The sequence below is a fragment of the Calothrix sp. NIES-2098 genome (assembly GCF_963875125.1).
Classification (GTDB): domain Bacteria; phylum Cyanobacteriota; class Cyanobacteriia; order Cyanobacteriales; family Nostocaceae; genus Aulosira.
On sequence record NZ_CAWNKJ010000001.1, the window covers coordinates 2,292,497 to 2,316,509 of the forward strand.

Below are 24,013 nucleotides of genomic sequence, written 5' to 3' on the forward strand. Positions count from 1 at the left end.
TCCTAGCTTATATACATATACTACCGCTTTTTTAGCTGCGATCGCTTAATTTAATGATTATCCTATTCTGATTATTATGTGATAGGTATATAGTTTAAATTCCTAATAGCTAATCGGCAGAGATAATTGTCAAATTAAATAATACATAGTGCCTTCTGGAGCCAGAGTTACTGCTACATTGTAATCTTCAATTGCTTTTTGTTGATTACCTAATTCTTGATAGAGTTGACTGCGCCAATAATAAAAGAAAGCGTTATCAGGATTAATATATATCGCTTGGGTGTAGTCTTCTAATGCGCCTTGACGATCGCCTAATTTTTTTTTGCGAAATTTAGCGCGTGCAGTGTAAAGTTCTGCACTGTGGGGATGAATGCAGATTGCTGTATTGAAATCTGCGATCGCACCTTCTATATCTCCTTGGGCAAAATGATTGTAAGCTTGTTTAATATATAAGCTGGCATCTTTTTGCAATGATTGAGTTGCCTGTGGTTGGTTGAAATTTTGAGCATTGCTATTCATCTGAGTGAAAATAAAAATAATATAAGATTTTGCAGGTTGTGATACTTTTAGCGTACCCACAATATTGGGGATTGTAACTAATAGCAACTATTTCTAAGGTTGATAGCGAATACTAAAGTAAAATCCATCATCTTGAGCGTTATTACCGCGATCGCTCAACTCAACAAAGGGAATGCCATAATCAAGGCGCATAGTTAGGCGATCTATCCCCAAAGCCTGATTCCACAACAATCCTAAGCCAGCGCTAGCTAGAAAAGTTTGACTGGGTTGCTTATTCGGATTATCAGATTGATTCCAAACTGCGCCTAAATCGAGAAACGGTGCTAACTCAATTCTCGGTAATCCAGCTTCATTACGTTCGACTGTAATTCGGTCTTCAATCGCTACCCGAAAGCCATTATCTCCAGAACGGACGTTTTGGCGATATCCGCGCACAGATTGTCCGCCGCCAATCACGAATTGCTGGGAAGGTAACAGACTATCGGGTGTGAGTTGTAACTCTCCTTGTATGAGTAATAAATGATCTTGATTAAGTTTTTGTACCCGCTGGATTAAACCCAACCAACTGAAAAAACGACCATCAGGAATGGGATCTTGATTGATAGTGGCATCAAGTAAGCCAGTACCTAGACTAAACTGCGATTGTAAATACCAGGCTCCTTGCGGATCGCGCTTCACGTAGTCTTGGCTAAACTTGAACACGCTAGTACGGCTGACTCCATTAGCATCGGGGCCAATCCCAAAGGGAGTCGGGAGTCGATCGAAGAGAAAAGTTTGACCATCTTGATAAGTAAACCCAAAAGATAGCGCAAATTCTTCTCTAGGCGATCGCACTAACGGCTGCCGAAAACTAATATCATATACATCCTGGTTCGCTTTAATACCGAACTGGTCAAACGGTGGCTGCGTAATTTCGTTGCGATTGGGTGCAAATCGCAAGCGGAGCTTCCCGTTCATCGGGTTAACGGGAATTTGGTAGCTAAAATCAAAGACATCAGAACCACCTGTAAGCGTGTGATACCAGGAACCTGCTAGTTCATCGCCATTCCCGGTGAGATTGCGATGGCGCAGTTCAATGCCGAATCTTTCCGAACCAATACTAGGTGGCGAGTAGTTGTCTATACCAAAGCTGCTAATAAAAGGATTAGCTTCCTCAACTCTGACAATCAGAATACTTTCACCAACTTTACCTGTAGGGCGCAGACTGGCTTCCACATTCTTGAACAGCGGATCGAGTCGCAGTAACCGCAGTTGGTCTTCCATCTGAATAGTATTTAAGGGAACCCCTGCACCCAAGCGGATGCGACTGCGAACATAGTTAGGATTTAAGCGTCGCGTTCCTTGCACGTCAATTTCCGCCACACGCCCTTCAATGACGCGGATGACTACCACACCATCTGTACTTCCAGGCTTCTGCGCTACAGGAATCGCCCTAGAGTTTATATAGTTGTTATTTAGGTAAAGCTGGGTGACAGCATCAGCAGCTTTTCTGATCTCTTCTATGGTTAATTCTCGCCCTTCAAAAGGCTGTACAACCTGATTTAACTGCTGCTCTTTAAAAACTGTGCTATCTACAACCTGAATCTTGCGGACGTAGATGCGCTCAGGAGTTACTGACGGCGTTGGTGAGGGTTGAGTAGGTTCAGTGACTTGTGAAGGCTCTTGTAGGGGAGGGTTAGTCTCTGGTGTTTGGACTAGTAAAGGTTCTGCTGTGCGGCGAACATCGTTGCTCAATTTCAATTCATCTGCTGAGTTAATAGCCTGAGTGCTGTTGTGAGATTCAGTATGATTGCGGTAAAGGCTGATGTCGCGATCGCTCGCGGTCGCTTTTAGCCCGTTCATAGCAATAACCGATACCAGATGCAGCACCAGCAAGCTGCACTTAAAACCGAAGTTGCGGTAAATACGCAGACGAGCTAACAGATGAAATAAAGAGATAAATCTTTGCTGAAAGCGGGCTTGGGGCTGAAGACCAGTTTTTGTACCTTTGCTCATTTCATTGTGTAGGGATGTCTGATGTAACGACCTGGCATGTTTTGACTCCGGATAATGCCATAACGCCCCAGTAATAATTGAATACCATATTTTTCAGTCAACAGTACAAAGATTTGATGTATTTCACTACAATTTTTCGCAACGATCCCTCAGTAATAACCACTAGCATTATATTCTGGTAATCAGGTTCAAATCTTCGGAGCAATTCCATGTCACTGCCGATTTCTATTGTCATCATTAATTACAATCGGGAGCGTTATCTTGGGGACGCGATCGCCAGCGTTCTGAAGCAGACATGGCAAGACTTTGAGCTACTAGTTTGGGATGATGGCTCGACCGATGGATCGGTTGCGATCGCCAAAAAATATGCACAACAAGATCGGCGAGTGCGCGTAGTCGCCGCACCCCACCAGGGAATACAGCGATCTCGCCAAAATGCGATCGCCCAAACTACTGGAAAGTACATTGGTTGGGTAGATAGCGACGATTTGCTTGCTCCTACCGCCTTAGCGGAAACTGCTGCTGTCCTCAACCGTCACCCAGAAATTGGCTTTGTTTACACCGATTACCTAGATATCGACGCCAACAGTAAAGTTATTAGTTACGGACAGCGCTGTCGCATTCCCTACTCGAAAGAGCGACTGTTAGTGGATTTTATGACTTTCCAGTTCCGCCTGATTCGCCGTTCAGTATACGACTTAGTAAATGGACTTAATGGTGCGCCAGATTACGCGGAAGACTACGATCTATGTTTGCGACTCTCAGAAGTTACCCAAGTTGGACATATAAAGCAGCCACTCTACTATTACCGCCAACATTTAGGGAATATGACTCGATCGGGAAAGTTGCAACTGCTGCTGTGTTCGCAAAAGGTTATTACTCAAGCATTGCAACGGCGAGGACTGGCTGACAAATATCAAATTGATGTCGAACTCAACACAGGTCGCTTCATCTTACGACACAAGCCGCTGCATCAAGCTTGGAAGCGGTTTCAGCATCTTAGTTTAGCAATGCTTTCTTTACTTGCAGCCATTCCCGTACAAATGGCTCAAGGACAGCAGATTGTACCCGCAGCTGATGGTACAGGTACGATAGTTACACCCAATGGCAACCGCTTAGATATTACTGGTGGTACGACATCTAATAATGGTCTCAACCTTTTTCACAGCTTTCAACAATTTGGGCTGACGCCAGAACAAATCGCCAACTTTCAAGCCAATCCCAACCTACAAAATATCCTGGGTCGGGTGACAGGTGGTAATGCTTCCATTATCAATGGCTTAATTCAGGTGACAGGCGGTAATCCTAACCTGTTTTTGATGAACCCAGCCGGATTTGTGTTCGGCCCCAACGCTAGCTTAAATGTCCCTGGTGCTTTTACAGCGACCACAGCCAACGGTATTGCCTTTGGCAACAATTGGTTTAATGCCATAGGTAGTAATAACTACTCAATTTTAGTAGGCAATCCTACAGGCTTCGCCTTTACGATGAGTCAGCCAGGAGCGATTATTAATGCTGGCAACTTGGCAGTAGGTACCGGACAAAGTTTAAGCCTGTTGGGCGGGACGGTAGCGAATACTGGTCAACTCTCCGCACCCGGAGGACAAATTTCTGTTACTTCTGTACCCGGACAAAATTGGGTACGTCTTAGCCAGCCAGGAAGTTTGTTGAGCTTGGAAATTCAATCCGCTAATAGCGGCCCAAACGCCTGGAACCTGCCAATTGCCTCTTTACCAGAATTACTCACAGTCGGTAATACAGGCTTAACTGCCAATGCTGATGGGACTGTGAAAGTAGCTGGCTCTAACACTAACATTGCCAATACTCCCGGTACAACCATTGTGGCGGGTAAAGTCGATACATCGGGAACAACAGGCGGTACAGTCAATATTTTAGGCAAACAAGTCGGGCTAGTTGGAGCCAATATTAACGCCTCTGGCAGTAATGGTGGCGGTAATGTGCGGATTGGTGGCGATTATAAAGGCCAGGGAACTGCGCCCAACGCCGAGCAGACTTATGTTGATGCTAAATCTGTAATTGCCGCCGATAGTCAATTAAATGGCAATGGTGGGCAAGTTATTGTTTGGGGTAACGATGCTACCCAGTTCTTCGGTAAAATTACTGCTCGTGGTGGAGCCAATTTCGGCAATGGTGGTTTTGTTGAAGTATCGGGTAAAAATTTCCTCACTTTCAATGGTTTAGTAGATACTTCAGCTGCCAATGGTAATCTTGGGACTTTATTACTCGACCCCAGCACATTAACTATTATCGATGGAGGCGTAGGTACTTTTGATGGTACGGCTGGCAATATTCCCTCTAATCTTGCAGATATTCCACCTAACACAGTTTCTTGGGGTGCGCTCAATGCTTTGGGATTTGGTGCAAATATTAACTTACAAGCCACTGGAAATATCACCATCGATCCGATTACAGGCAATACACCAGGAGTAACTACTGCTGCTGGTGTGGCGACATTAAACTTAGGCAGTAGCGGTGGTTTTAGCCTCACCTCAACCAGCGGGTCTGTAAGTTTTGCTAATCTTAGCAATACAATTAATACTAGTGGGGGAGCCATTAGTATTTCCGGTGCCAGTTTAGCGCTGGGGAACCTCAACACAGTTGCTAGTTTTAGCAAAAGCGGAAATGTAACTTTGTCTGCTAATGGCAATATTAATGCAGGTAACATCATTGCCAGTGGCAATGGTTATGGAATTGGAAATATTAGTGTTACTAGTACCAACGGCGCAATTACCTTAGGAAATCTCAACACTAGCGAAATTAATTCAATTACAACCCCAGCAACTGCTGGCTCGGTAACTGTAAGTGCCGCAGGTGATATTGTTACTAATGCTATTGATTCTTCTTTTGGTGATAGCTTCAATAACACTGGTGCGGGCGGTAACGTTGAATTAAAGACTACGGCAGGCAGTATTACTACAGGTGCAATTAACTCTTCTTTGACTAGAACCGGAGGAGGCAATTTTACAGGTACAGGTGGTACTGTTAACTTAACAGCCATAAATAATATTCAAGTTGGCGATATTAATTCCTCAGCGATCGCTACTAACGTAGATGGTACTGCAACTACTACAGGTGGTGCAGTGAGTTTAACTACCGGAAATAACATTACAGCTACTAATATTATTAGCGCTGCGATCGCTATAGGTGCTTCGGATTCAAAAGCTACAGGTGGTAGTGTCAACCTCCAGACTAACAATCCTTTTGGCAGCCTAATTCAGTTTAGTACGATTAGCTCCCAGGCAATAGCAGACTTTGGTGGCACTCTTCAAGGTGGTAACGTGCAAGTGCTAACCAACGGACTAATTAAAGGAGGTATCGGCGCAACCCCTGGCAGCGATACGATCGCCACTGATGGAATTATTCTTGGCGAACCAAATGTTAGTTTTGCACCTCCTACAGGCGGTACGATTACAATTAAACATGATGGTGGCCCCAAGAATGTGCCATTTATTGTCGGTGATGCCAGCGTGAACGGTACAACAGGCGCGCTTAATGCTGGGGGAAGTTCGGTAATATCAGCAAATCCCGCAGCTAATTCCTTCTCTGTTTTGCCAAATGGTGGGACTGCGAGTGGAACTCCTGCCGGCATAACTATTAATTCCGTCAACAGTCCTCCTACACTAACAGCGATCGCATCCTTACCTGATACCCAAACTAATCAACCAGTTACCTTTACCTTCGGTAGTTTGGCTGCGGTAGTGTCTGATGCCAATAATGATGTGACAACCATTCGAGTTGATGCAGTGAATGGAGGTAGCCTTACTGTTAATGGTGTGCCTGCTGCTCCTGGTGTGACTACTTTGGTAAGTGGTGATACTTTAGTTTATACGCCACCTACAGATGCAACTGGTTCCCTACCTGCCTTTACTATTAGCGCCAGCGATTTTGTTTCTTCTTCACCACAGGTACAGATAGGAATCAACGTCAACCCAACACCCACACCAACTCCAACCCCAACACCCACACCAACTCCAACCCCGACACCCACACCAACCCCAACCCCGACACCCACACCAACCCCAACCCCAACACCGACCCCGACACCAACACCAACACCAACACCAACACCAACGCCAACCCCAAATATTTCCCCCTGTGCTTTCCAGTGCAATCAAGATACACCGCCTAACATTAACCCGAATCTTCCGAAAAATGGTGTTAGTATTCTTGATACCAACCCCACCCCAGAAGATAAATTAACAGCTAGGGTTGCAGGGTATTTAGGCGTATCTAATCCGCCACTCAAATCACCGGATGAAGCTAGAGAAATTGCCGTTCAAATAGAAAAAGCTACAGGCGTGAAACCTGCATTTATCTATCTGAGTTTTGTACCAGTAGAAATTCAACCTGATGGACTTTTAGGGGGAATTTTAGGCGGAATTAAATCGCTTAAACAGTTAGATACTTCAGCCGAAAAGGATACTGAACAACTGGAATTGGTAGTCATAACTGGCAAGGGCGAACCAATACGCAAGCGGATTCCAGATGCGACAAAAACCAAAGTTTTGAAAGTCGCGCAGGAATTCCGCGACCAAATTGTCAATCCCCAAAATCGGCGTCGCACCACTTATTTGCCTTCATCGCAACAACTTTATCGCTGGATAATTGCACCAATAGAAACAGATTTACAAGCGCGAGGAATCAACAATCTCATCTTTCTACCTGACATTGGCTTACGTTCAACTCCAATGGCAGCGCTTCATGATGGAAAAGGGTTTCTGGTAGAAAAATATAGTATTGGTTTAATGCCCAGTCTCAGCTTAACTAATACTCTTTACACAGATATTAAAAAAGCTCAAGTTTTAGCCTTGGGAGTTTCTCAGAGTACCCAAGGACAAGAACCTTTACCAGCAGTTCCTGTGGAGTTATCCACAGTAGTATCGAAACTCTGGCAAGGCAAATTACTGTTAGATAAACAAGCAACCTTAGATAATCTCAAAGCCATCCGCCGTCAACAACCTTTTGGGATTATCCACATGGCAACCCATGCTGATTTTAATGCAGGCGCTTTGAGTAATTCCTATATTCAATTATGGGAAGATAAGTTACGTTTAAACCAGATACGACAATTACGCTTGAACGAACCCCAAGTTGAAATGATGGTACTGAGTGCTTGTCGTACTGCTTTGGGGAACGAAGAAGCAGAAATTGGATTTGCTGGTTTAGCTGTACTGGCTGGCGTCAAAACCAGTGTTGCTAGTCTTTGGACAGTCAACGATGTGGGTACAGCCGCGTTGATGACAAAATTTTACGAGAGTTTGAAGACTTCACCAATTCGTGCAGAAGCTTTAAGACAAGCTCAAGTAGCTATGGCAGAAGGAAAGGTTTACATCAAGAACGGTCAAATTCAAGGTTTGGAACCAATTGCAAGTTTGCCCGTACCTAGCGATAGCAGCGACTCCAATCAATCTCTCGCCCATCCTTATTATTGGGCAGGGTTCACAATGGTTGGTAATCCTTGGTAAATTGCATCAAAAATTGCTGCCTTGCTTAGATCCCCGGTTTTGTTAAAAAGTCGGGGATCTAAATTAGTGTCGTTACTTCCGAAGTTGCTGACGTTACTTCCGAGGTTGCTGACGTTACTTCCGAGGTTGCTGACGTTACTCCCGAAGTTAGTGACGTTACTTCCGAGGTTGCTGACGTTACTTCCGAGGTTGCTGACGTTACTCCCGAAGTTAGTGTCGTTACTTCCGAGGTTGCTGACGTTACTCCCGAAGTTAGTGTCGTTACTTCCGAGGTTAGCGATCTGATATCAATTAAAAAAATCCCGATCCAAATAGATTGTACGTAGGGGTTTAGCATTGCTCATTGGTGTCAACTTAACGTGAAACCCGCTTGGCGACAACGTTCTGCCCTCACCCCCAGCCCCTCTCCTGTTGGGAGAGGGGAGCAAGAGATTTAATTCCCCTTCTCCTGTGAGAGAAGGGGTTAGGGGATGAGGGCGTGGAGGATTTGTACAACGCTTGCCCGATCTAGCTTTCAGCTTAAGTTGACAGGTATGAGCATTGCTCAACCCTTACCCACTTTGTTGTAGCAAGAAATCTAAAACCACACAGACACAGCAGCAATTCGAGCGCAAGCTTCCAGCACTCAGAACTTTCTCAGACATAACCACAAAGCCAAGAGAAATTGTCATTACTTAGCGTTTAGCTCGAAAAATTAGCACCCAGAAGGAAATATCTAGATACAGCTAATAAACAAATGGGAACACTAATATGGGCATTCTAATGTAGATCGGCTGCCATCTCACCCATGAACAATCCTGGCTCTAATTTCTTTGGGCGCTATAACCGAATTATCTTGGCGACGTTTTCCCTAGTAACGATCGTATCCTCCACCCTGTTTTACGTTCAGTTTCGATCGCGCTATCACGATGAGATCGAGCAACTCAAAATTAAGTTTCTGCAAGAAGCAGCGAGCCTGGATTATTTGGTAAAAGGTGCCAGCGACCATGTCAACACGCTTCAGATAGCAGCCCAAGGCTATCTGGTTGCTCATCCCCAGACACAACCCGCTTCTCTGTTGTTTTCCCAGATCGCCAACCTACCAGGGCAGAATTACTATGCCCTCGATCGCATCGAACCGCCATTTACAAAAACTGGGATAGCCAACTTAAGCGGTAGAGGTTCAATCGACAATCTCTCAGCAGAGATGCGGCGAGAAATGGAGATGGCGTTGAGTCTCAATTCTCTATTTCAATCCTCTCAAAACAATATTCCCAACCTTGCCTGGGTTTATTACACCTCCAAGCAAAAATTTATTAACATCTATCCCTGGGTTTCCTCTAAAGACTTTTTATTTACTGATGACTTTTACACCCACGATTTTTATCGCTTGGGATTACCGGAAAAGAACCCAAAGCGGCAGATATTTTGGACTAAAGCTTACACAGATGAAGGTGGCAAAGGGCTGATGGTGACGGTTTCTGCCCCAGTGTACGATCGCGATCGCTTTCTGGGGACGGTTTCTCTTGATTTCACCTTAGACGTGCTGAATCAGCTGCTGCGGAATGCAGAGATTGGGAGCGATCGCAAGTTCCATCTGTTTGCCATCAATAATAAGTACAATCAGCTTTTAGCCCACCCAACGCTAGTTAGTTCCGCCGATCCTCAAGTCAAGTCTGCGACAATAGCATTTCCCAAAGAACTTCAAAGCCAATATCAGGAGGTCTTAGCTACCCCCGCTAACGAAGTCAACTCGGTTGGTTCGTATTTGGTACTGCACTATCAACTCAAAAATGCGCCCTGGAAACTAGTGTTATGGGTGCCTCAGCAAGAGATGGTACTAAAAGCGATCGCAGGCACAAATTGGTTGTTTTTGGTTCTTTTACCCGGCTTAGGATTAACTCTAATTGTGATGCATCAACTCACGCGCAAAGAATTTATCTTACCAGCGCGCCATCTGGTCGAACATATTGAAAATGTCAGCCAAGGTCAATTTTCCGAGAGTCCAGAAGTACCCGTAAATTGGCGTCCTTGGTTTGAGCGAATTACTCAGATATTTGGTGAAAATCGCAGTTTGCTCAAGCAATTGGAGAATTATACCCAAGAACTAGAAACTAAAAATGCTGCCCTTCAAGAAACTGAAAAATTACTAGCAGAATACAATCGCAATCTAGAAACGCAAGTTGAGGAACGTACCCAGGAGTTAGAAACAGCCAAAGAAGCAGCCGATGCGGCCAATCAGGCGAAAAGCGAGTTTTTAGCCAATATGAGCCACGAACTACGCACGCCGCTAAATGGTATTCTGGGCTACGCTCAGATTCTCCAACGAGATAAAACCCTGACACCAAAACAACTCGATGGCATCAATATTGTTCATCAATGTAGCTCGCATCTTTTGACCCTGATTAACGATATCTTAGATATTTCCAAGATTGAGGCGCGGAAATTAGAACTGTATCCTACAGATTTCCATTTTGAAAGTTTTCTCAAGGGTGTTCAAGAAGTCTGTCGCATCAAAGCCGAACAAAAGGAGATCGGTTTCACCTATCAAGCGCTGACTCCCTTACCCACAGCCATTCATGCTGATGAAAAACGCTTGCGGCAAGTACTGATCAACTTGTTAAGCAATGCAATTAAATTTACCGAACAGGGAGGAGTCACTTTCAAGGTGAGCGCGATCGCTCCTCAACCGCCAATTTATCTCATCCGCTTTCAAGTGGAAGATACAGGAGTTGGCATGACACCGGAGCAATTGCAGAAAATCTTTCTGCCGTTTGAGCAAGTGGGCGAAGATCGGCGCAAAGCGGAAGGTACTGGGTTAGGGCTGGCCATCAGTCGCACGATCGCAGAAATGATGGGGGGAGAAATCAAAGTTGAAAGTACTTTGGGACAGGGGAGTCGGTTCTGGTTGGATTTGGCGCTGACCGCAGCCCAAGACCAGACAGAATTAGCAGCAACAAAGCCAGCCCGCGCGATCGTGGGTTATCAAGGAAACCCGCGCACGATTCTCACAGTGGACGACCGCCAAGAAAATCTGGCTGTACTTGTGGATTTACTCGAACCGATTGGGTTCAGAGTAATTCAAGCCCATCACGGACAAGAGGGATTAGAGAAAGCTAAAGATTACCATCCCGACCTGATTATTACCGACCTGTCCATGCCTGTGTTGGATGGGTTAGCCATGACTCAGCAGTTGCGCGCATCGCCAGACTTTCAAGCGGTGCCGATTTTGGCGTCTAGTGCCAGTGTATTCAACTTCAATCGCCAGCAAAGTCTAGATGCAGGCTGTAATGACTTTTTGCCCAAACCGATCCACAGCGACGAATTATTAGCGCAATTGCAACAGTACTTAGAGTTGGAATGGATTTATGAAGAGAGTGAGGTAGCGTTGGTTTCCCAGTCGCCCTCGTCTATGCTGGATGAGGATTCTGAAGTTATGACCGTTCCCCCCTCAGAGGAATTAGTAGCTCTCTACACAGCGGCAAAAGGGGGTTACATCTCGGTCATTCAAAAAGAAGCCAACCGCCTCATGCAATCCGATCCCAAATATAGTGCTTTTTCTCACAAGATATTAGCCTTAGCTGAAAGCTTTGAAGATGAAGCCATCCTCAACCTAGTGCAACCCTACATTTAAAAGTGAGCTATGAATTATGACTATAGTGCAGCAAGCTTCTATTTTAGTGGTTGATGATGTTCCTACGAATATTAAGGTGTTGTTCGAGCTGTTGGAACAGTCAGGTTACATCGTCTCGATAGCTAAGAGTGGAGAAAGCGCTTTAGAAAAAGCCCAATCTGGATTACCTGACCTGATTCTATTGGATGTGATGATGCCGGGAATCGATGGCTTTGAAACCTGCCGTCGCTTAAAAGCGAACCCGCGCACGAAGGATATTCCGGTAATTTTTATGACAGCGCTCACAGATGGAGCGAACAAAGTCAAGGGCTTACAACAAGGTGCTGTAGACTACATCACCAAACCTTTAGAACATGAAGAGGTTCTGGCTCGGATTGGAGTGCATTTAGAACTGCGGAGAACTCGCCTCCAGCTGATTCAGGAAGAGAAAATGGCTTCTCTGGGGCAATTAGTAGCAGGGATTGCTCATGAAATCAATAATCCAGTAAATTTTATTCATGGCAACATTCATCATGTAACTGAATATACTTATGACTTGCTAGATTTGCTGTCGCTATATCAACAACATTGCTGCGATCCTGCCCCTGAAATTTGCGATCGCTTAGAAAGCATTGATATTGAATTCTTGGCTGAGGATTTCCCCAAAACCATCAATTCGATGAAAATTGGGGTTGAGCGCATCAAGCAAATTGTACTTTCCCTGAAGAACTTTTCTCGCCTAGATCAGGCAGAAATGAAAGCAGTTGATATCCATGAAGGGTTGGAGAGTACGCTGTTAATTGTGCAGCATCGTCTCAAAGTCAATGGAGATTTTCCCGGGATTGAAATTATCAGAGATTATGGAGAGTTACCACCGATTGAATGTTATGCCGGACAACTCAATCAAGTGTTTATGAATATTTTAACGAATGCGATCGATGCGCTAGAAGAACTCTCTGCTCAACAAACAGAGCGTCAGCACCAGATTAAGATTCGCACCTTTATGAGCAATTCTCAGTGGGCGAATATTGCGATCGCCGATACAGGCGGAGGAATTTCTGAGGCGGTAAAACAACGCATATTTGACCCCTTTTTTACCACTAAACCTGTGGGCAAAGGAACTGGGTTAGGAATGACAATTAGTTATCAAATCATTACTGAAAAACATGGCGGTAAACTGGAGTGTTTTTCTACACTTGGCAAAGGTAGCGAGTTTTTAATTCAGATTCCGGTGCATCAATCTTGAACTTTTTATTTCTGAATTAGATTAATCGCTTTCTCTGGATGCAGATTCATCAGTTTGGTTATTTTTGATTTCCCGCATCAGTGCATCAAAGTCGCTCGTGTTTGCACCTCTCATAAATAGAGACTGGATTTTATTAGCGATCGCATCTTTAGCTATCCATTTACCCAGATTTTTTACAAAGTTTTTCAACTTTTCAAACATGGCAAGTTCTGCCGTAGAATATTGATATTTATATGGATATACTATTTTGCCTTTTTCGGTTTCATAATACTCTTCTTCCGGCATCAGCATTGATTTAAGTGGGTCTACCTGTCTTGCCATATCTGCTTCTACTTTCTTACGGCTAAGAAATAGCACATCATAAACTTTGTTGTTCCAAGTCACCCAATAATGATTTTGAAAGAACCAGCGCTTTCCATTATCGCAATTAGGTTCTTTACCTCGGTATGGTGTCTTACCCGTTTCGCTTAAAAATGGTTTAGGCGTGTTCTCAACACTGAGATTTTCAATGCCAAAATATTCCTCAGCTACTTTCTTAAAAGCTCGTGCTAATGTTTGACAATCGCCTTCTCTAGTACCTTTCAACAAATTTTCATGGCTTTTACTTACCATAGTGTAGTTAAAGCCAATATTTTTAAATTTGTAAAAAAGTAGTTCTAAAATTTTCTCAGGTGGTAAGGTTTCATCTATGTCAGTTACTAGTTCTTTCGCTACTAAATAATCTTGGAGAAATTTTTGTTTTTTATCTGCTTCAGCCGTAGGTTGTGAGTTCTCTTTGGCTAGTAATATTTGGTCTTGTAAATTAGCTGTATTTATTTGGGTGACTACAGAAGCAGCGCGATCGCCTTCTTGCTCGTCTTGTTCAGCAAGCTGAGGACGATTTGTGGCAATTTTCTCAAAGTCATGACCAACACCAGACCCCTGATTTTGCAAGAAGTCATTCATCTTCGCCTGCAATACAGTCAATCGTTCTTGGTCTTCAGGGCTTAGGCTACCGTACTTTGCCTGAATTTGTAATTTTGTCGCTTCTATCTGATGCTGTTGAAATTCTTGGTTCTCAATTTCTACTTGAGTCAGCGGTGTATTAGCGCGAAGTTTAGCTTTGTCCGTAGACTGGGGCGATACTAAATGACTTGACTCTAACTGAGAAGTTGATGAGTCAGCTTTTTTGTGTATTTGCAGTCTTTCTTTCATCGCCAATCTCACAACTGAAGACTTGAGGTTAAAACAATTATGTCATTGCCGATTGGCGAACTCTTTTAGACTTCAGTCGAATTTTTAGTTTTCGCACTCGGTTGATTTTACCGTGCAACTGCGATTGCAAAAGCAGGCCATTAATGTAACCCAAGTTGCTAGTTACAAAAAGCCTGCTCTCAGCTACAGTCTGGAAGGGTTAAAATAACGTGCCTATTTCAGCACCTCGTTACCAATCTTGTTTGCAAGTGTTGCCACATCATCGACCGTATGGTTTGTACGGTTGGACATAATGGCGATGACAAGACCGTTATCCCGGTAGGCTCGCAGGAAAGACCGCGCTCCAGTCCAAGAACCATTCCACTCTGCTGTGCGCCGCGAATTGTTATCGTTGGTTACTGACCAGCCTAATCCGTGAGGTTGGTTGGCATTGACACGCCTCCAAAGTCGGTTATCGCGGGCGTCAGCGCTCAGAATTTCTCCATTGAGTACCTTCCAACCAAAGCGCGCCAAATCGACAGCGTCAGTTTCAATACCGCCGCCGAGGACTTTCCAGCTGCTGTCTGTGTAGCTCACCTCTTTATTGTCATCGTCATAAGGACTAGCCCGGTCATAGTCCGATGGCAAACTTGATGAAGCGTACTGCACGCGCATACTCGATAACCCATAGGGCGTGAATATTTCATCTTGGAGCAGCCGATCGATCGTGCGACCTGTAGCACTTTCCAGCACCGCAGCCACAAAAGTAAACGCCGGGGTTGAATATGACCAAGTTGTGCCAATAGTACAGGAGCCGCCATTTGCCGTCTTTGTAACTAAACCAGTATTCCAGATTTTCTGAACCGCTGCGATCGCTGTTGTATAGTGGGTTGTCTGGTTGGAAATTCCGGGTGTTGTATTGCCAGGATAGTGGGCTACGCAACTTAGATGTGACAGCAACTGCTCTACAGTATGTTTATGAAAGGACGGTAAGCTGACCGTACCGCTGCCATTGGCGTTAGTAATGTTTGTGAGGTAGGTTGATGTTGGACGGGTGAGATCGAGATTAAATGTTGCGCCATTACGCAATCGACGTTCGTTTTCTAATTTAGCGGCAAGCGTACCGCCAATTACTTTAGAAACAGATGCAGCGTTGTAAATCGTTTCGCCATGCGCAACCTTATTATCGTTAACATCTGCGAACCCGAAACCTCTGCGGTAAATCATTTGCCCGTTCCGAATAATTGCCACAGATATGCCAGGTAGATTATTCGCTTTACGGTAAGTTTCGATGATGCTGTCGATATTACCCTTGCGGTTATACCGGAAGCGCGAGTCATTCTCTACCCAGATGCCGCCATAGCGCGTACCGTTCGGTGTAGAATAGCGCTCGAAATCTACAATACGATAACCTTCGTCCCGGTACTGACGCCAAAGGTTGGCAAATTCCTTTTCGGTTCGATCTGTACGTGTTTGCCAACCAAACCCCTGCTTGCGCTCCCAAATCGCTGCGTAGCGTTGACCATTGCTTGTTTGGTAAGACTCGAAATCTACGACCTGCATATCCTGGGCGCTGCGTTTGTCAACTTCTTCTTGATATTGCTCGCGCGTCATACCGCGCAGTTGTGCCCATGCGCGATTATCGGTATTTTGATACCAAATAGCTGCATAACGCAGACCGGCGCTAGTATTGTAAACTTCCATATCCGCCAAACGGAAACCTGCTTTGGTCTTCTCGTCAAAAAGTTTCCCGTAGGCGTCGCTATCAAGCCCGCGATGGGATGACCAGGCAAAACCTTCCTTGTTCTCGACCCAGATACCCGCCCATCTTAACTGACCGCTACTTTGATAAGCCTCGACATCAAGTGGACGAAAGCCTTTAGCTTTGTACTCTTCCCACTTTTGCAGATAGCCGTCGGATGTCATGTCGCGATGCTCCGCCCAGCCGCGGTTATCCTTATTTTCCTGCCAAATCATTGCATATCGCACGCCGTTACCGTCAGGATAGGCATCGACATCTATCATCATGTACCCCTGCTGGCGGTATTCATTAAAGGCGTTTGAGAATTCCTGGCTTGTCAGATCGCGCCGGGACGCCCAGCCCAGATTCTTTTCGTCTTTGAGGATACCAGCCCAAGCAGGGTTAGTTGTGACTAAACACGCTAACCCAGCAAACACTGCAACCGCTTTTAGTAAAAAATTATTAACCATTAATTGCTCTGCCTATCCTATGAAATTGCCATACTTAATCAAGTTCATTGACATCGATTTCCTCACTAGTGTTTATAAAAAAATCGAGCATTTCAACTTCAACTGTTTCCACTATTTAATGCCCATTGAAATTGCGGAAAATGCAATCAGCGTTATACCTCGAATTACTTTTGAGGTAAAAAATTTCAGAAAAGTCAGCTATTAACTGAGTTTTATTCGTGAAGTAAATACTGGTTAAAAAATTTAAATTCCGCAATACTTATCAATCTTTTTACGAACTGTTACAGTTGTGATTGGTTGTTTCTCCCTTATCTCCCCACAGTCCCTAAACGCGATCGCATATTTGAAGTTCCTTGGTAAAGTGATGCCCTATCTTCGGTAGGATTTGATTGCAGGCTTCCTTCAGTAGGCTGACCATCCTATGGTGAAAGCAACTCAATTGTCTTTGCTAAATGCAATCAAGTTTCCCAGGCGGAAGTTTAAATTTGTACGTCTGGCTTTGTACTTTCTCTTGGCTTTGCTGTGCAGCCTCAATTCCCCAATAATGGCGGCGGTTCCTGGAATCAACGCTGCTTCGCAACCGATAATTAACCAAATTGCTACACCAACTTCTCAACTACAACAGGGGAAAGTACTTTACGATGCAGGTAGGTTTGCTGAGGCTGTGCAAGTTTTGCAGCAAGCAGTGAAAACATACCAAACTCAAGGCGATACTCTCAGCCAAGCAGCAACTTTAAGCAATCTTTCTCTGGCTTACCAACAACTCGGTAAATGGACAGAAGCCAAGCAGGTAATTACAGAAAGCTTGAATTTGCTGAAAGGACAACAAAATAGCCAAAGTCTTTTAGTATTTGCTCAATCCTTGGATATTCAAGGACGCCTACAATTAGCCATCGGACAAACTGAGGCGGCTTTAGCCACGTGGCAACAAGCAGGAGAAATTTATACTCAACTCAAAAATCAAAACGGCGTAGTTAAGTCGCTAATCAACCAAGCGCAGGCTTGGCGGAATCAAGGCTCTTATCGTCGTGCAGTAGAAATACTGAAAGAGGTAAAACAGAAGCTACAATCGCAGCAAGACTCGCTAGAAAAAGTAGTGGGATTGCGATCGCTCGGCGATATGCTTTTGGTAATCGGCGATTGGGAAAATTCGCGCACGGCTTTAAAGCAAAGTCTGGAAATTGCCGAGCATTTGCAGTCGAACGCCCAGATGGGAGCCAGTCTTTTGAGTTTGGGAAACAATGCGCGCACACAGCAAAATATATCAGATGCGATCGCTAAATATCAAAAAGCTGTGGAAGTTTCTCCCTCACCGCTAACGAAAGTCCAAGCACAGCTAAATCTCCTCAGTCTACTAATCGAAAACGGTCAATTCACAACGGCTAGAACCTTATTACCAGCAATTCAATCCCAACTTGCACAACTCCCGCAAAGTCGTACTGCTATCTACGCTCAAATTAACTTTGCTCAAAGCCTCAACAAATTGCTGAGTAATGAGTTGCAAGTACCGAGTAGAAATTCTCAATCAACACCTAGTATTGAATACTCATCAATGAGTTCTCAAGGCTCAATACTCAAGATTGAATACTCATCAACTAGTTCTCAAGAGGTAGCACAGCTACTCGCCAAAGCCATTGAACAATCCCGCAGTTTGGGCGACCAGCAAACAGAAGCTTATGCACTCTTGAGTTTGGGTCACTTGTATGAGGAGACACAACAATGGTCAGAAGCGCAAAAGCTGACTCAGCAAGCGTTAGTCTTGGCTCAGACAAGCAATGCACCAGAAATTATCTATCGCGTCGATTGGCAATTGGGTAGAATACTCTGGGCGCAAAAAGACCTTAAAGGAGCAATCGCAGCTTATGATGCGGCGGTAGAGACACTCGAATCACTCCGGCGTGACTTGGTAGCAATTAATCAAGACGTGCAATTCAACTTTCGCGACAGTGTAGAACCAGTCTATCGACAATCAGTAGAGTTATTGCTGCAATCCCAAGCAGGAAAACCCGATAATCAAACATTAGATAAAGCCCGCCAAAGAATTGAGGCTTTACAACTTGCAGAATTAGATAACTTCTTTCGCGAAGCTTGTCTTTTAGGTCAGAGCGTACCTTTAGATAAAGTAGTAGACCAAGACAATCCTAACGCTGCCATTTTATATCCGATTATTCTCCCCGACCAACTTCAGGTAATTGCCAAAATTCCCCAACAACCGCTACAGCTATACAGCACCAAAATTTCCCAAGCAGAAATCAACAAAATATTAGGAGAACTCCGAAAAAATCTGGTTAATCCAGCTGCTACCAACGCCGTTAAAACGCAATCGCAACAAGTTTATAACTGGCTGATTAAACCCATTGAATCAGAATTGCAAGCCAAGAAAGTAAATACCTTAGTGTTTGTACTGGATGGAGCTTTGCGTAACTTGCCAATGGCTTCTCTTTATGACGGCAAGCAATATTTAATAGAGAAATATGCGATCGCTCTCAGTGTCAGACTCCAACTTCTAGACCCAAAACCCTTAGCAAAACAGCAAATTAGAGCGCTAACTGCTGGGCTAACTCAACCACCGCCAAATTTCCCCGATTTTCCACCACTACCTGCCATCAAATCAGAAGTCGATTTAATTACTAAAGCCGGAATCTCTACAACCAGTCTCTTAGATCGACAATTCACGCAAAAAGCACTAGAAAAAGAAGTTAATTCTGTTCCCTTTAACGTCGTGCATCTTGCTACTCACGGTCAGTTTAGTTCCCGTGCCGAGAACACATTTATCTTAGCTGCTGACGGCCCAATTAATGTGACGCAATTCGATAGTCTGCTTCGCAGCCGAGATGAAAGCAAACCGCAAGCCGTCGAATTATTAGTTTTAAGTGCTTGTCAAACAGCAGCCGGAGATAACCGCGCCGCCCTTGGCTTGGCTGGAGCCGCAGTCCGAGCCGGCGCGCGTAGTACCTTAGCATCGCTGTGGCAAATAGATGATGAATCAACAGCTTTGTTTGTCGGTGCTTTCTATAAAGAACTCAAAGAAGGTAACGTTACCAAAGCCGAAGCTCTCCGCCACGCCCAGCTAAAATTGTTGCAACATCCCAACTACAACTCACCTAGCTTTTGGTCGGCTTATGTATTAATTGGGAATTGGCTATAAGAAAGTCATTTGTCATTTCTCCCCACACTTCCCACACTCCTTCATCTCCCTTTGCCCCTTGTCCTCTTCATGACCCTTGACTCTGGACAATGCTGATGAGTAATTATGTAACTGAAATGCGTAACAGCTGATAACTTGTCCTGCTTTTACCCATACAGTTTAATTCAAGGAAATTACCACTTTATATTTCATAAATTGATCGGAATTATGAATCAATTATGAAATCTTATTTTTATTCCCTAAAACTTAATAATTCAACATTTATGGCATAAATTTCGAGAATGTGGCCGATATGTGTATAGCAGCATGAATCAGTGGGAACCAAACATATGACTAACATCACCTATAAACAAGATAATTTCGCTGTACCTTTGCCCATCGCTCAAGCAGCACGCAAAACTGCCCAAACGTTTGCCAATCAACAGCCGACTCCCGAAAAAGCCGAGCAAGTGAGGCTGAACACCCTAGCGGTATGGGTAGTAAATGAGTTCCTACAAATGATGGATATTCCTACTGACCTGACAGCTAGTGATAGTTGGAACCCTGTGATGCGTCTATTTGCAGATGTAGCAGACTTGGAGATACCAGCCGTTGGTCGTTTGGAGTGTCGTCCTGTAGGTCAGCTTGAACATACTTGTTCCGTCCCGCCAGAAACTTGGGAAGAACGGGTGGGTTATGTAGTCGTGCAAATTGACGAATCGCTCCAAGAAGCAAAGTTACTAGGTTTTGTGCCCAGTGTGGCTACCGAAGAACTACCTTTAAGTCAATTGCAACCCCCAGAAGCATTTATCGAACACTTAGGAAAGCTCAAGCAATCTCCAGCCAGCACCCTAGTACATTTGAGCCAGTGGTTTGCTGGTATATTTGAATCAGGCTGGCAAACTATTGAAGCTTTGTGGAATTCTCAGGAACCCGGACTAGCTTACGCTTTTCGCAGTCCTGAGATTTTTGAACAACAAATGTCAAGCCTGCCAGACACAGTCACAAGACGGGCGAAACTGCTTGATTTGGGCATCCAAATTGCTGACCAACCCTTAATGTTGATTGTCGAAATTAGTCCCCAAGCTGACCAAAAAACCAGCATTCGCCTCCAGTTGCATCCTACGGGTAATCAAATTTATCTGCCACCAGGAGCGCAACTTACGGTTTTAGATGATGCGGGAGCAGTATTTCTAGAAGCTCAAGCTCGAAGTGCAGACAATTATATTCAGTTGCAGTTGAGAGGTGAAACCGGAGAAGCATTTAGTGTTAGGGTGGCATTGAATGATAGCAGTATTACAGAACAATTTGTGATTTAAGGGTGCAACTACTCCGTATTTGGTCAGTAATTGGTGCTGATAAATCTGATATTTTATACCTGTAGGGGAAGAAAGATTCAAAAAGCAAAATTCCAGGCTGACTATTTGTGAATTTTGAATTTTGAATTCTAAGATTGGAGTGTAGCGACTGTCATGAGTAAGTTAGTAATTCTGAAATTTGCAGATGGTAGTTTTGAGCAAGGGTTTGGTGTAACCCTGCAAATTGGTGAAGAATGCGATCGCCCCGCTACAGAAATCACGGGAAAGCTGCCTCCATGTCCGGAAATACCTTTATACTACAGTCACTGGCAATCTAGTTATCGACGTTTAGGCAATGGTTATCGCCTAGATGCAGAGAAGATACAGATAACTAATGTGTCCATGACACAAGACTGCCTCAATACATCTCATATTTTACGAGCACGCTTTAATACCTGGTTGCGCGCAGAAGAATTTCGGCCGCTGCGGGAGAAATGGCTAGAAAGATTAATGCCTTCAGACGAAGTGCGAGTTATTTTGCAAGCAGAAAATAGCCAATTGCAGCGATTACCTTGGCATCTGTGGGACTTATTAGAGCGCTATCCCAAGGCAGAAATTGCCTTATCATCACCCAGCTATGAGCGCGTTCATAAGCCACGCACCCCTAACAAATTGGTGAATATTTTGGCAATTGTCGGTAATAGCCAAGGAATTGACACCAAAGCTGACCGAAATTTACTGCAACGTTGTAAAAACGCAGAAGTTTGTTTTTTAGTAGAACCAGAACGCAAAGAATTAACTGACCATCTTTGGGAAAAAAACTGGGATATTCTCTTCTTCGCTGGACATAGTTCCAGTCAAGGAAAAGATGGTAGCGGGCGGATTTATATCAATAAAACCGATAGTTTAAGTATTAGCGAATTAAAATACGCTTTAAAAAAAGCGATTGAACGCGGCTTACAATTAGCAATTTTCAACTCTTGCGATGGATTGGGACTGGCACAAGAACTCGCTGATTTGCAAATACCCCAAATGATTATTATGCGAGAACCTGTCCCCGATCTGGTAGCGCAGGAGTTTTTAAAGTACTTTCTCGGTAGCTTTGCAGGTGGCGAATCTTTATACCAGTCGGTGCGACAAGCACGGGAACGCTTGCAAGGATTAGAGGATCGATTTCCCTGTGCAACTTGGCTACCTGTGATTTGCCAAAATCCCGCACAGCCGCCATCTACTTGGGAAGGACTAACACGCGCTAGAAAAGTAGTCAGTTCAAATTCAGCGCTGTTTAACAAACGCGGCTTTCAAGTAGCTGTATTCTCCAGTCTGATGATGACTGCCTTAGTTTGTGGCGTCAGGTTTTTAGGACTGTTGCAAAGTGCAGAACTGCAAGCCTTTGACCAAATGATGCGATCGCGTCCGGCTGAAGGGCTAGATCCTCGGTTGCTCGTGGTGACAATAGATGATGCAGACTTAGCAGTACAACGCCACAACGGTGAGGAATTAAAAGGAACTTCCCTTTCCGATAAATCTCTGATGCAACTGCTGCTCAAACTGCAACAGTATCAACCCCGTGCAATTGGTTTGGATATCTATCGTGATTTTCCTGCCGAAGAAAAAGATTTAATTCCCCTACTTCAGCATACCGATAACTTGATAGGAGTTTGTAAGGGAAGCGATACCACAGAAAAGACCAAAGGTATTGCATCACCCCCAGAAATTCCGCAAGCACGCTTAGGATTTAGCGACTTCATTCACGATCCCGATGGTGTTGTGCGCCGCCATCTATTGTTCATGAATCAAGAAGCGGCATCATTATGTACTACCCCTTATGCTCTTAGCGCCCAACTAGCATTCCGCTATCTCTTACCCTTAGGCATTCAACCAAAGTTTACAGATCAAAGAAATTTGCAACTCGGCAAGACTGTCATACCACGGCTGTCATCTCATGCTAGTGGCTATCAAAGTATTGATGCTAATGGCGGTCAACTTTTACTTAACTACCGTTCTACTAAAAAGATTGCCGAACAAGTAACACTCACACAATTATTATCTGGCCCTATCAACCCCAACGCCATCAAAGACCGGATTGTATTGATTGGTGTCGCTGCCAAAGGCGATTTCCCAGACTACTGGGCTACACCCTACGGAAATCACTTAGATTCTCAAATGCCAGGAGTGATATTACAAGCGCATATGGTTAGCCAAATCCTCAGTGCTGTGCTAGATGGGCGTCCTTTGTTAAGGGTTTGGTCGCTGGGGCTGGAATTGCTCTGGATTTGGATTTGGGCTGGCATTGGCGGAATCTTGGCTTGGCGTTTTTCTTCTATTTCCCGGTTGATATTAGCAGTTAGTCTCGCTGCTGGCGTGTTGTATTTATTTTGTTTTGGCCTGCTACTTTGGGGTGTTTGGGTTCCGTTTGTCCCGTCAGCTTTGTCATTTGTCGGGACAATTGGGGGAATTTTAGTCCAAAATTCAAAATTTAAAATTCTCAATTCTAAATTAATCCGAGAAAATATTTAAGGCGGGGCCAAAATGTGGCTAGATTTCATCAGCTAATTCCCCATAAATTTTATGAATTCACTTTTAAAAAGCATAAAACTGTCTTTAGTACTAGCTGTTGGTTGCACTAGTATGCTGGCTAGCCAGACATTAATCTTGGCAGACTCAGCTAGACAGCCTAGTAGTACTGCTAGTGTGGACACAACTATCCACTTCAATCCACCGCAACCGCCACCAGAACCACCTCCTGGCGGTCGGGTTTTGGGAGGAGCCAGACGAGGTAATTGTCCGCAGTTCAAACCTCAACTGACTGCTTTAGTACCGTTTACTAAAAAATCACCCAACACTGAAGATGTTTGGGGATTGACGATAGCGGCGCACCCAACTTTCTGGTTTTATGTGCCGCTACCTAAGAATGCAGTCTATCCAGCTGAATTTGTGCTGCAAGACGAAGCTGCAAATCCTATTTATCAAACTGCGATCGCTCTACCAGATAAACCTGGAGTCATTGGTATTCCTCTGCCTAAAACCGTTGCGCCTTTAGCATTAAACAAACGCTACCGTTGGTTTTTCAGCATCTACTGCGACCAAGAAAAACAATGGCCTCCGGTTTATGTTGAAGGAGTCATCCAGCGAGTAAACTTGAGTCAGGCGATCGCTCAACAACTAGAAAAAGCCAAACCTCAACAGCAATCTGTTATCTATGCCGAAAATGGCATCTGGTACGAAACACTAACTACACTCGCACAACTACGTCTGAAGAATCCTGAAGATAGCAAGCTTCAGGCAGAATGGCGCGATTTGCTAGTAAGCATCGGTTTAAGTAATGTGGCAACGCAACCGATTGTTTCACAATAACTAGAGATA

General features: G+C 44.3%; 12 protein-coding genes. 7 read left to right on the forward strand and 5 right to left on the reverse strand.

Annotated features, from left to right (window positions below):
• Window positions 1-129 precede the first annotated feature (129 nt).
• A complete protein-coding gene (locus tag AACU33_RS09655; protein ID WP_339375886.1) occupies window positions 130-519 on the reverse strand; it encodes a tetratricopeptide repeat protein in 390 nt (129 codons plus the stop codon).
• Window positions 520-612: 93 nt separating this feature from the next.
• Window positions 613-2,514 (reverse strand): ShlB/FhaC/HecB family hemolysin secretion/activation protein, encoded by a 1,902-nt coding sequence (locus tag AACU33_RS09660; protein WP_096588303.1) that lies wholly within the window; start codon window positions 2,512-2,514, stop codon window positions 613-615.
• A 209-nt stretch (window positions 2,515-2,723) separates the two neighbouring features.
• On the opposite strand from AACU33_RS09660, the gene AACU33_RS09665 reads away from it, so the two are divergent.
• Window positions 2,724-8,000 carry a CHAT domain-containing protein gene (locus tag AACU33_RS09665; protein WP_096588304.1) on the forward strand — a complete coding sequence of 1,759 codons (5,277 nt, stop codon included), beginning with the start codon at window positions 2,724-2,726 and terminating at the stop codon, window positions 7,998-8,000.
• Window positions 8,001-8,058: 58 nt separating this feature from the next.
• Here AACU33_RS09665 and AACU33_RS09670 read toward each other — a convergent pair whose 3' ends face one another.
• On the reverse strand, window positions 8,059-8,337 hold the full coding sequence (locus AACU33_RS09670; protein WP_339375887.1) for a hypothetical protein: 279 nt from the start codon (window positions 8,335-8,337) through the stop codon (window positions 8,059-8,061).
• Between the two features lie 450 nt (window positions 8,338-8,787).
• Here AACU33_RS09670 and AACU33_RS09675 point away from each other — a divergent pair, with 450 nt between their 5' ends.
• Both AACU33_RS09675 and AACU33_RS09680 read left to right on the forward strand, forming a co-directional pair.
• A complete protein-coding gene (locus AACU33_RS09675) occupies window positions 8,788-11,613 on the forward strand; it encodes an ATP-binding protein (RefSeq protein WP_096588305.1) in 2,826 nt (941 codons plus the stop codon).
• Window positions 11,614-11,629: 16 nt separating this feature from the next.
• Window positions 11,630-12,838: a sensor histidine kinase gene (locus tag AACU33_RS09680; protein WP_096588306.1), complete on the forward strand. Its 1,209-nt coding sequence runs from the start codon at window positions 11,630-11,632 to the stop codon at window positions 12,836-12,838.
• Between the two features lie 21 nt (window positions 12,839-12,859).
• Here the strand turns inward: AACU33_RS09680 and AACU33_RS09685 are convergent, their stop codons facing one another.
• Window positions 12,860-14,032, reverse strand: coding sequence for a hypothetical protein (locus AACU33_RS09685; protein WP_096588307.1), 1,173 nt, complete (start codon window positions 14,030-14,032; stop codon window positions 12,860-12,862).
• A gap of 213 nt (window positions 14,033-14,245) precedes the next feature.
• Window positions 14,246-16,222, reverse strand: a complete 1,977-nt coding sequence (locus AACU33_RS09690; protein WP_096588308.1) for a serine hydrolase — start codon at window positions 16,220-16,222, stop codon at window positions 14,246-14,248.
• Window positions 16,223-16,643: 421 nt separating this feature from the next.
• Here AACU33_RS09690 and AACU33_RS09695 point away from each other — a divergent pair, with 421 nt between their 5' ends.
• The 4 genes from AACU33_RS09695 to AACU33_RS09710 all read left to right on the forward strand — a co-directional run bounded on the left by AACU33_RS09695 (window position 16,644) and on the right by AACU33_RS09710 (window position 24,004).
• Window positions 16,644-19,370, forward strand: coding sequence for a CHAT domain-containing protein (locus AACU33_RS09695; RefSeq protein WP_096588309.1), 2,727 nt, complete (start codon window positions 16,644-16,646; stop codon window positions 19,368-19,370).
• A 329-nt stretch (window positions 19,371-19,699) separates the two neighbouring features.
• Window positions 19,700-20,668 carry a DUF1822 family protein gene (locus AACU33_RS09700; protein WP_096588310.1) on the forward strand — a complete coding sequence of 323 codons (969 nt, stop codon included), beginning with the start codon at window positions 19,700-19,702 and terminating at the stop codon, window positions 20,666-20,668.
• A gap of 153 nt (window positions 20,669-20,821) precedes the next feature.
• Window positions 20,822-23,167, forward strand: coding sequence for a CHASE2 domain-containing protein (locus tag AACU33_RS09705; RefSeq protein ID WP_096588311.1), 2,346 nt, complete (start codon window positions 20,822-20,824; stop codon window positions 23,165-23,167).
• 51 nt (window positions 23,168-23,218) lie between these two features.
• Window positions 23,219-24,004: a DUF928 domain-containing protein gene (locus tag AACU33_RS09710; protein WP_339375889.1), complete on the forward strand. Its 786-nt coding sequence runs from the start codon at window positions 23,219-23,221 to the stop codon at window positions 24,002-24,004.
• The last annotated feature ends 9 nt before the right edge of the window (window positions 24,005-24,013 follow it).

Excerpts from the sequence above, each read along its gene's own strand:
- AACU33_RS09665 (WP_096588304.1), top strand. The coding sequence starts at position 2,724 with ATGTCACTGCCGATTTCTATTGTCATCATTAATTACAATCGGGAGCGT.
- AACU33_RS09695 (WP_096588309.1), top strand. The coding sequence starts at position 16,644 with ATGGTGAAAGCAACTCAATTGTCTTTGCTAAATGCAATCAAGTTTCCC.
- AACU33_RS09680 (WP_096588306.1), top strand. The coding sequence starts at position 11,630 with ATGACTATAGTGCAGCAAGCTTCTATTTTAGTGGTTGATGATGTTCCT.
- AACU33_RS09685 (WP_096588307.1), bottom strand. The coding sequence starts at position 14,032 with ATGAAAGAAAGACTGCAAATACACAAAAAAGCTGACTCATCAACTTCT.
- AACU33_RS09710 (WP_339375889.1), top strand. The coding sequence starts at position 23,219 with ATGAATTCACTTTTAAAAAGCATAAAACTGTCTTTAGTACTAGCTGTT.
- AACU33_RS09705 (WP_096588311.1), top strand. The coding sequence starts at position 20,822 with ATGAGTAAGTTAGTAATTCTGAAATTTGCAGATGGTAGTTTTGAGCAA.
- AACU33_RS09655 (WP_339375886.1), bottom strand. The coding sequence starts at position 519 with ATGAATAGCAATGCTCAAAATTTCAACCAACCACAGGCAACTCAATCA.
- AACU33_RS09675 (WP_096588305.1), top strand. The coding sequence starts at position 8,788 with ATGAACAATCCTGGCTCTAATTTCTTTGGGCGCTATAACCGAATTATC.
- AACU33_RS09700 (WP_096588310.1), top strand. The coding sequence starts at position 19,700 with ATGACTAACATCACCTATAAACAAGATAATTTCGCTGTACCTTTGCCC.
- AACU33_RS09690 (WP_096588308.1), bottom strand. The coding sequence starts at position 16,222 with ATGGTTAATAATTTTTTACTAAAAGCGGTTGCAGTGTTTGCTGGGTTA.
- AACU33_RS09670 (WP_339375887.1), bottom strand. The coding sequence starts at position 8,337 with ATGCTAAACCCCTACGTACAATCTATTTGGATCGGGATTTTTTTAATT.
- AACU33_RS09660 (WP_096588303.1), bottom strand. The coding sequence starts at position 2,514 with ATGAGCAAAGGTACAAAAACTGGTCTTCAGCCCCAAGCCCGCTTTCAG.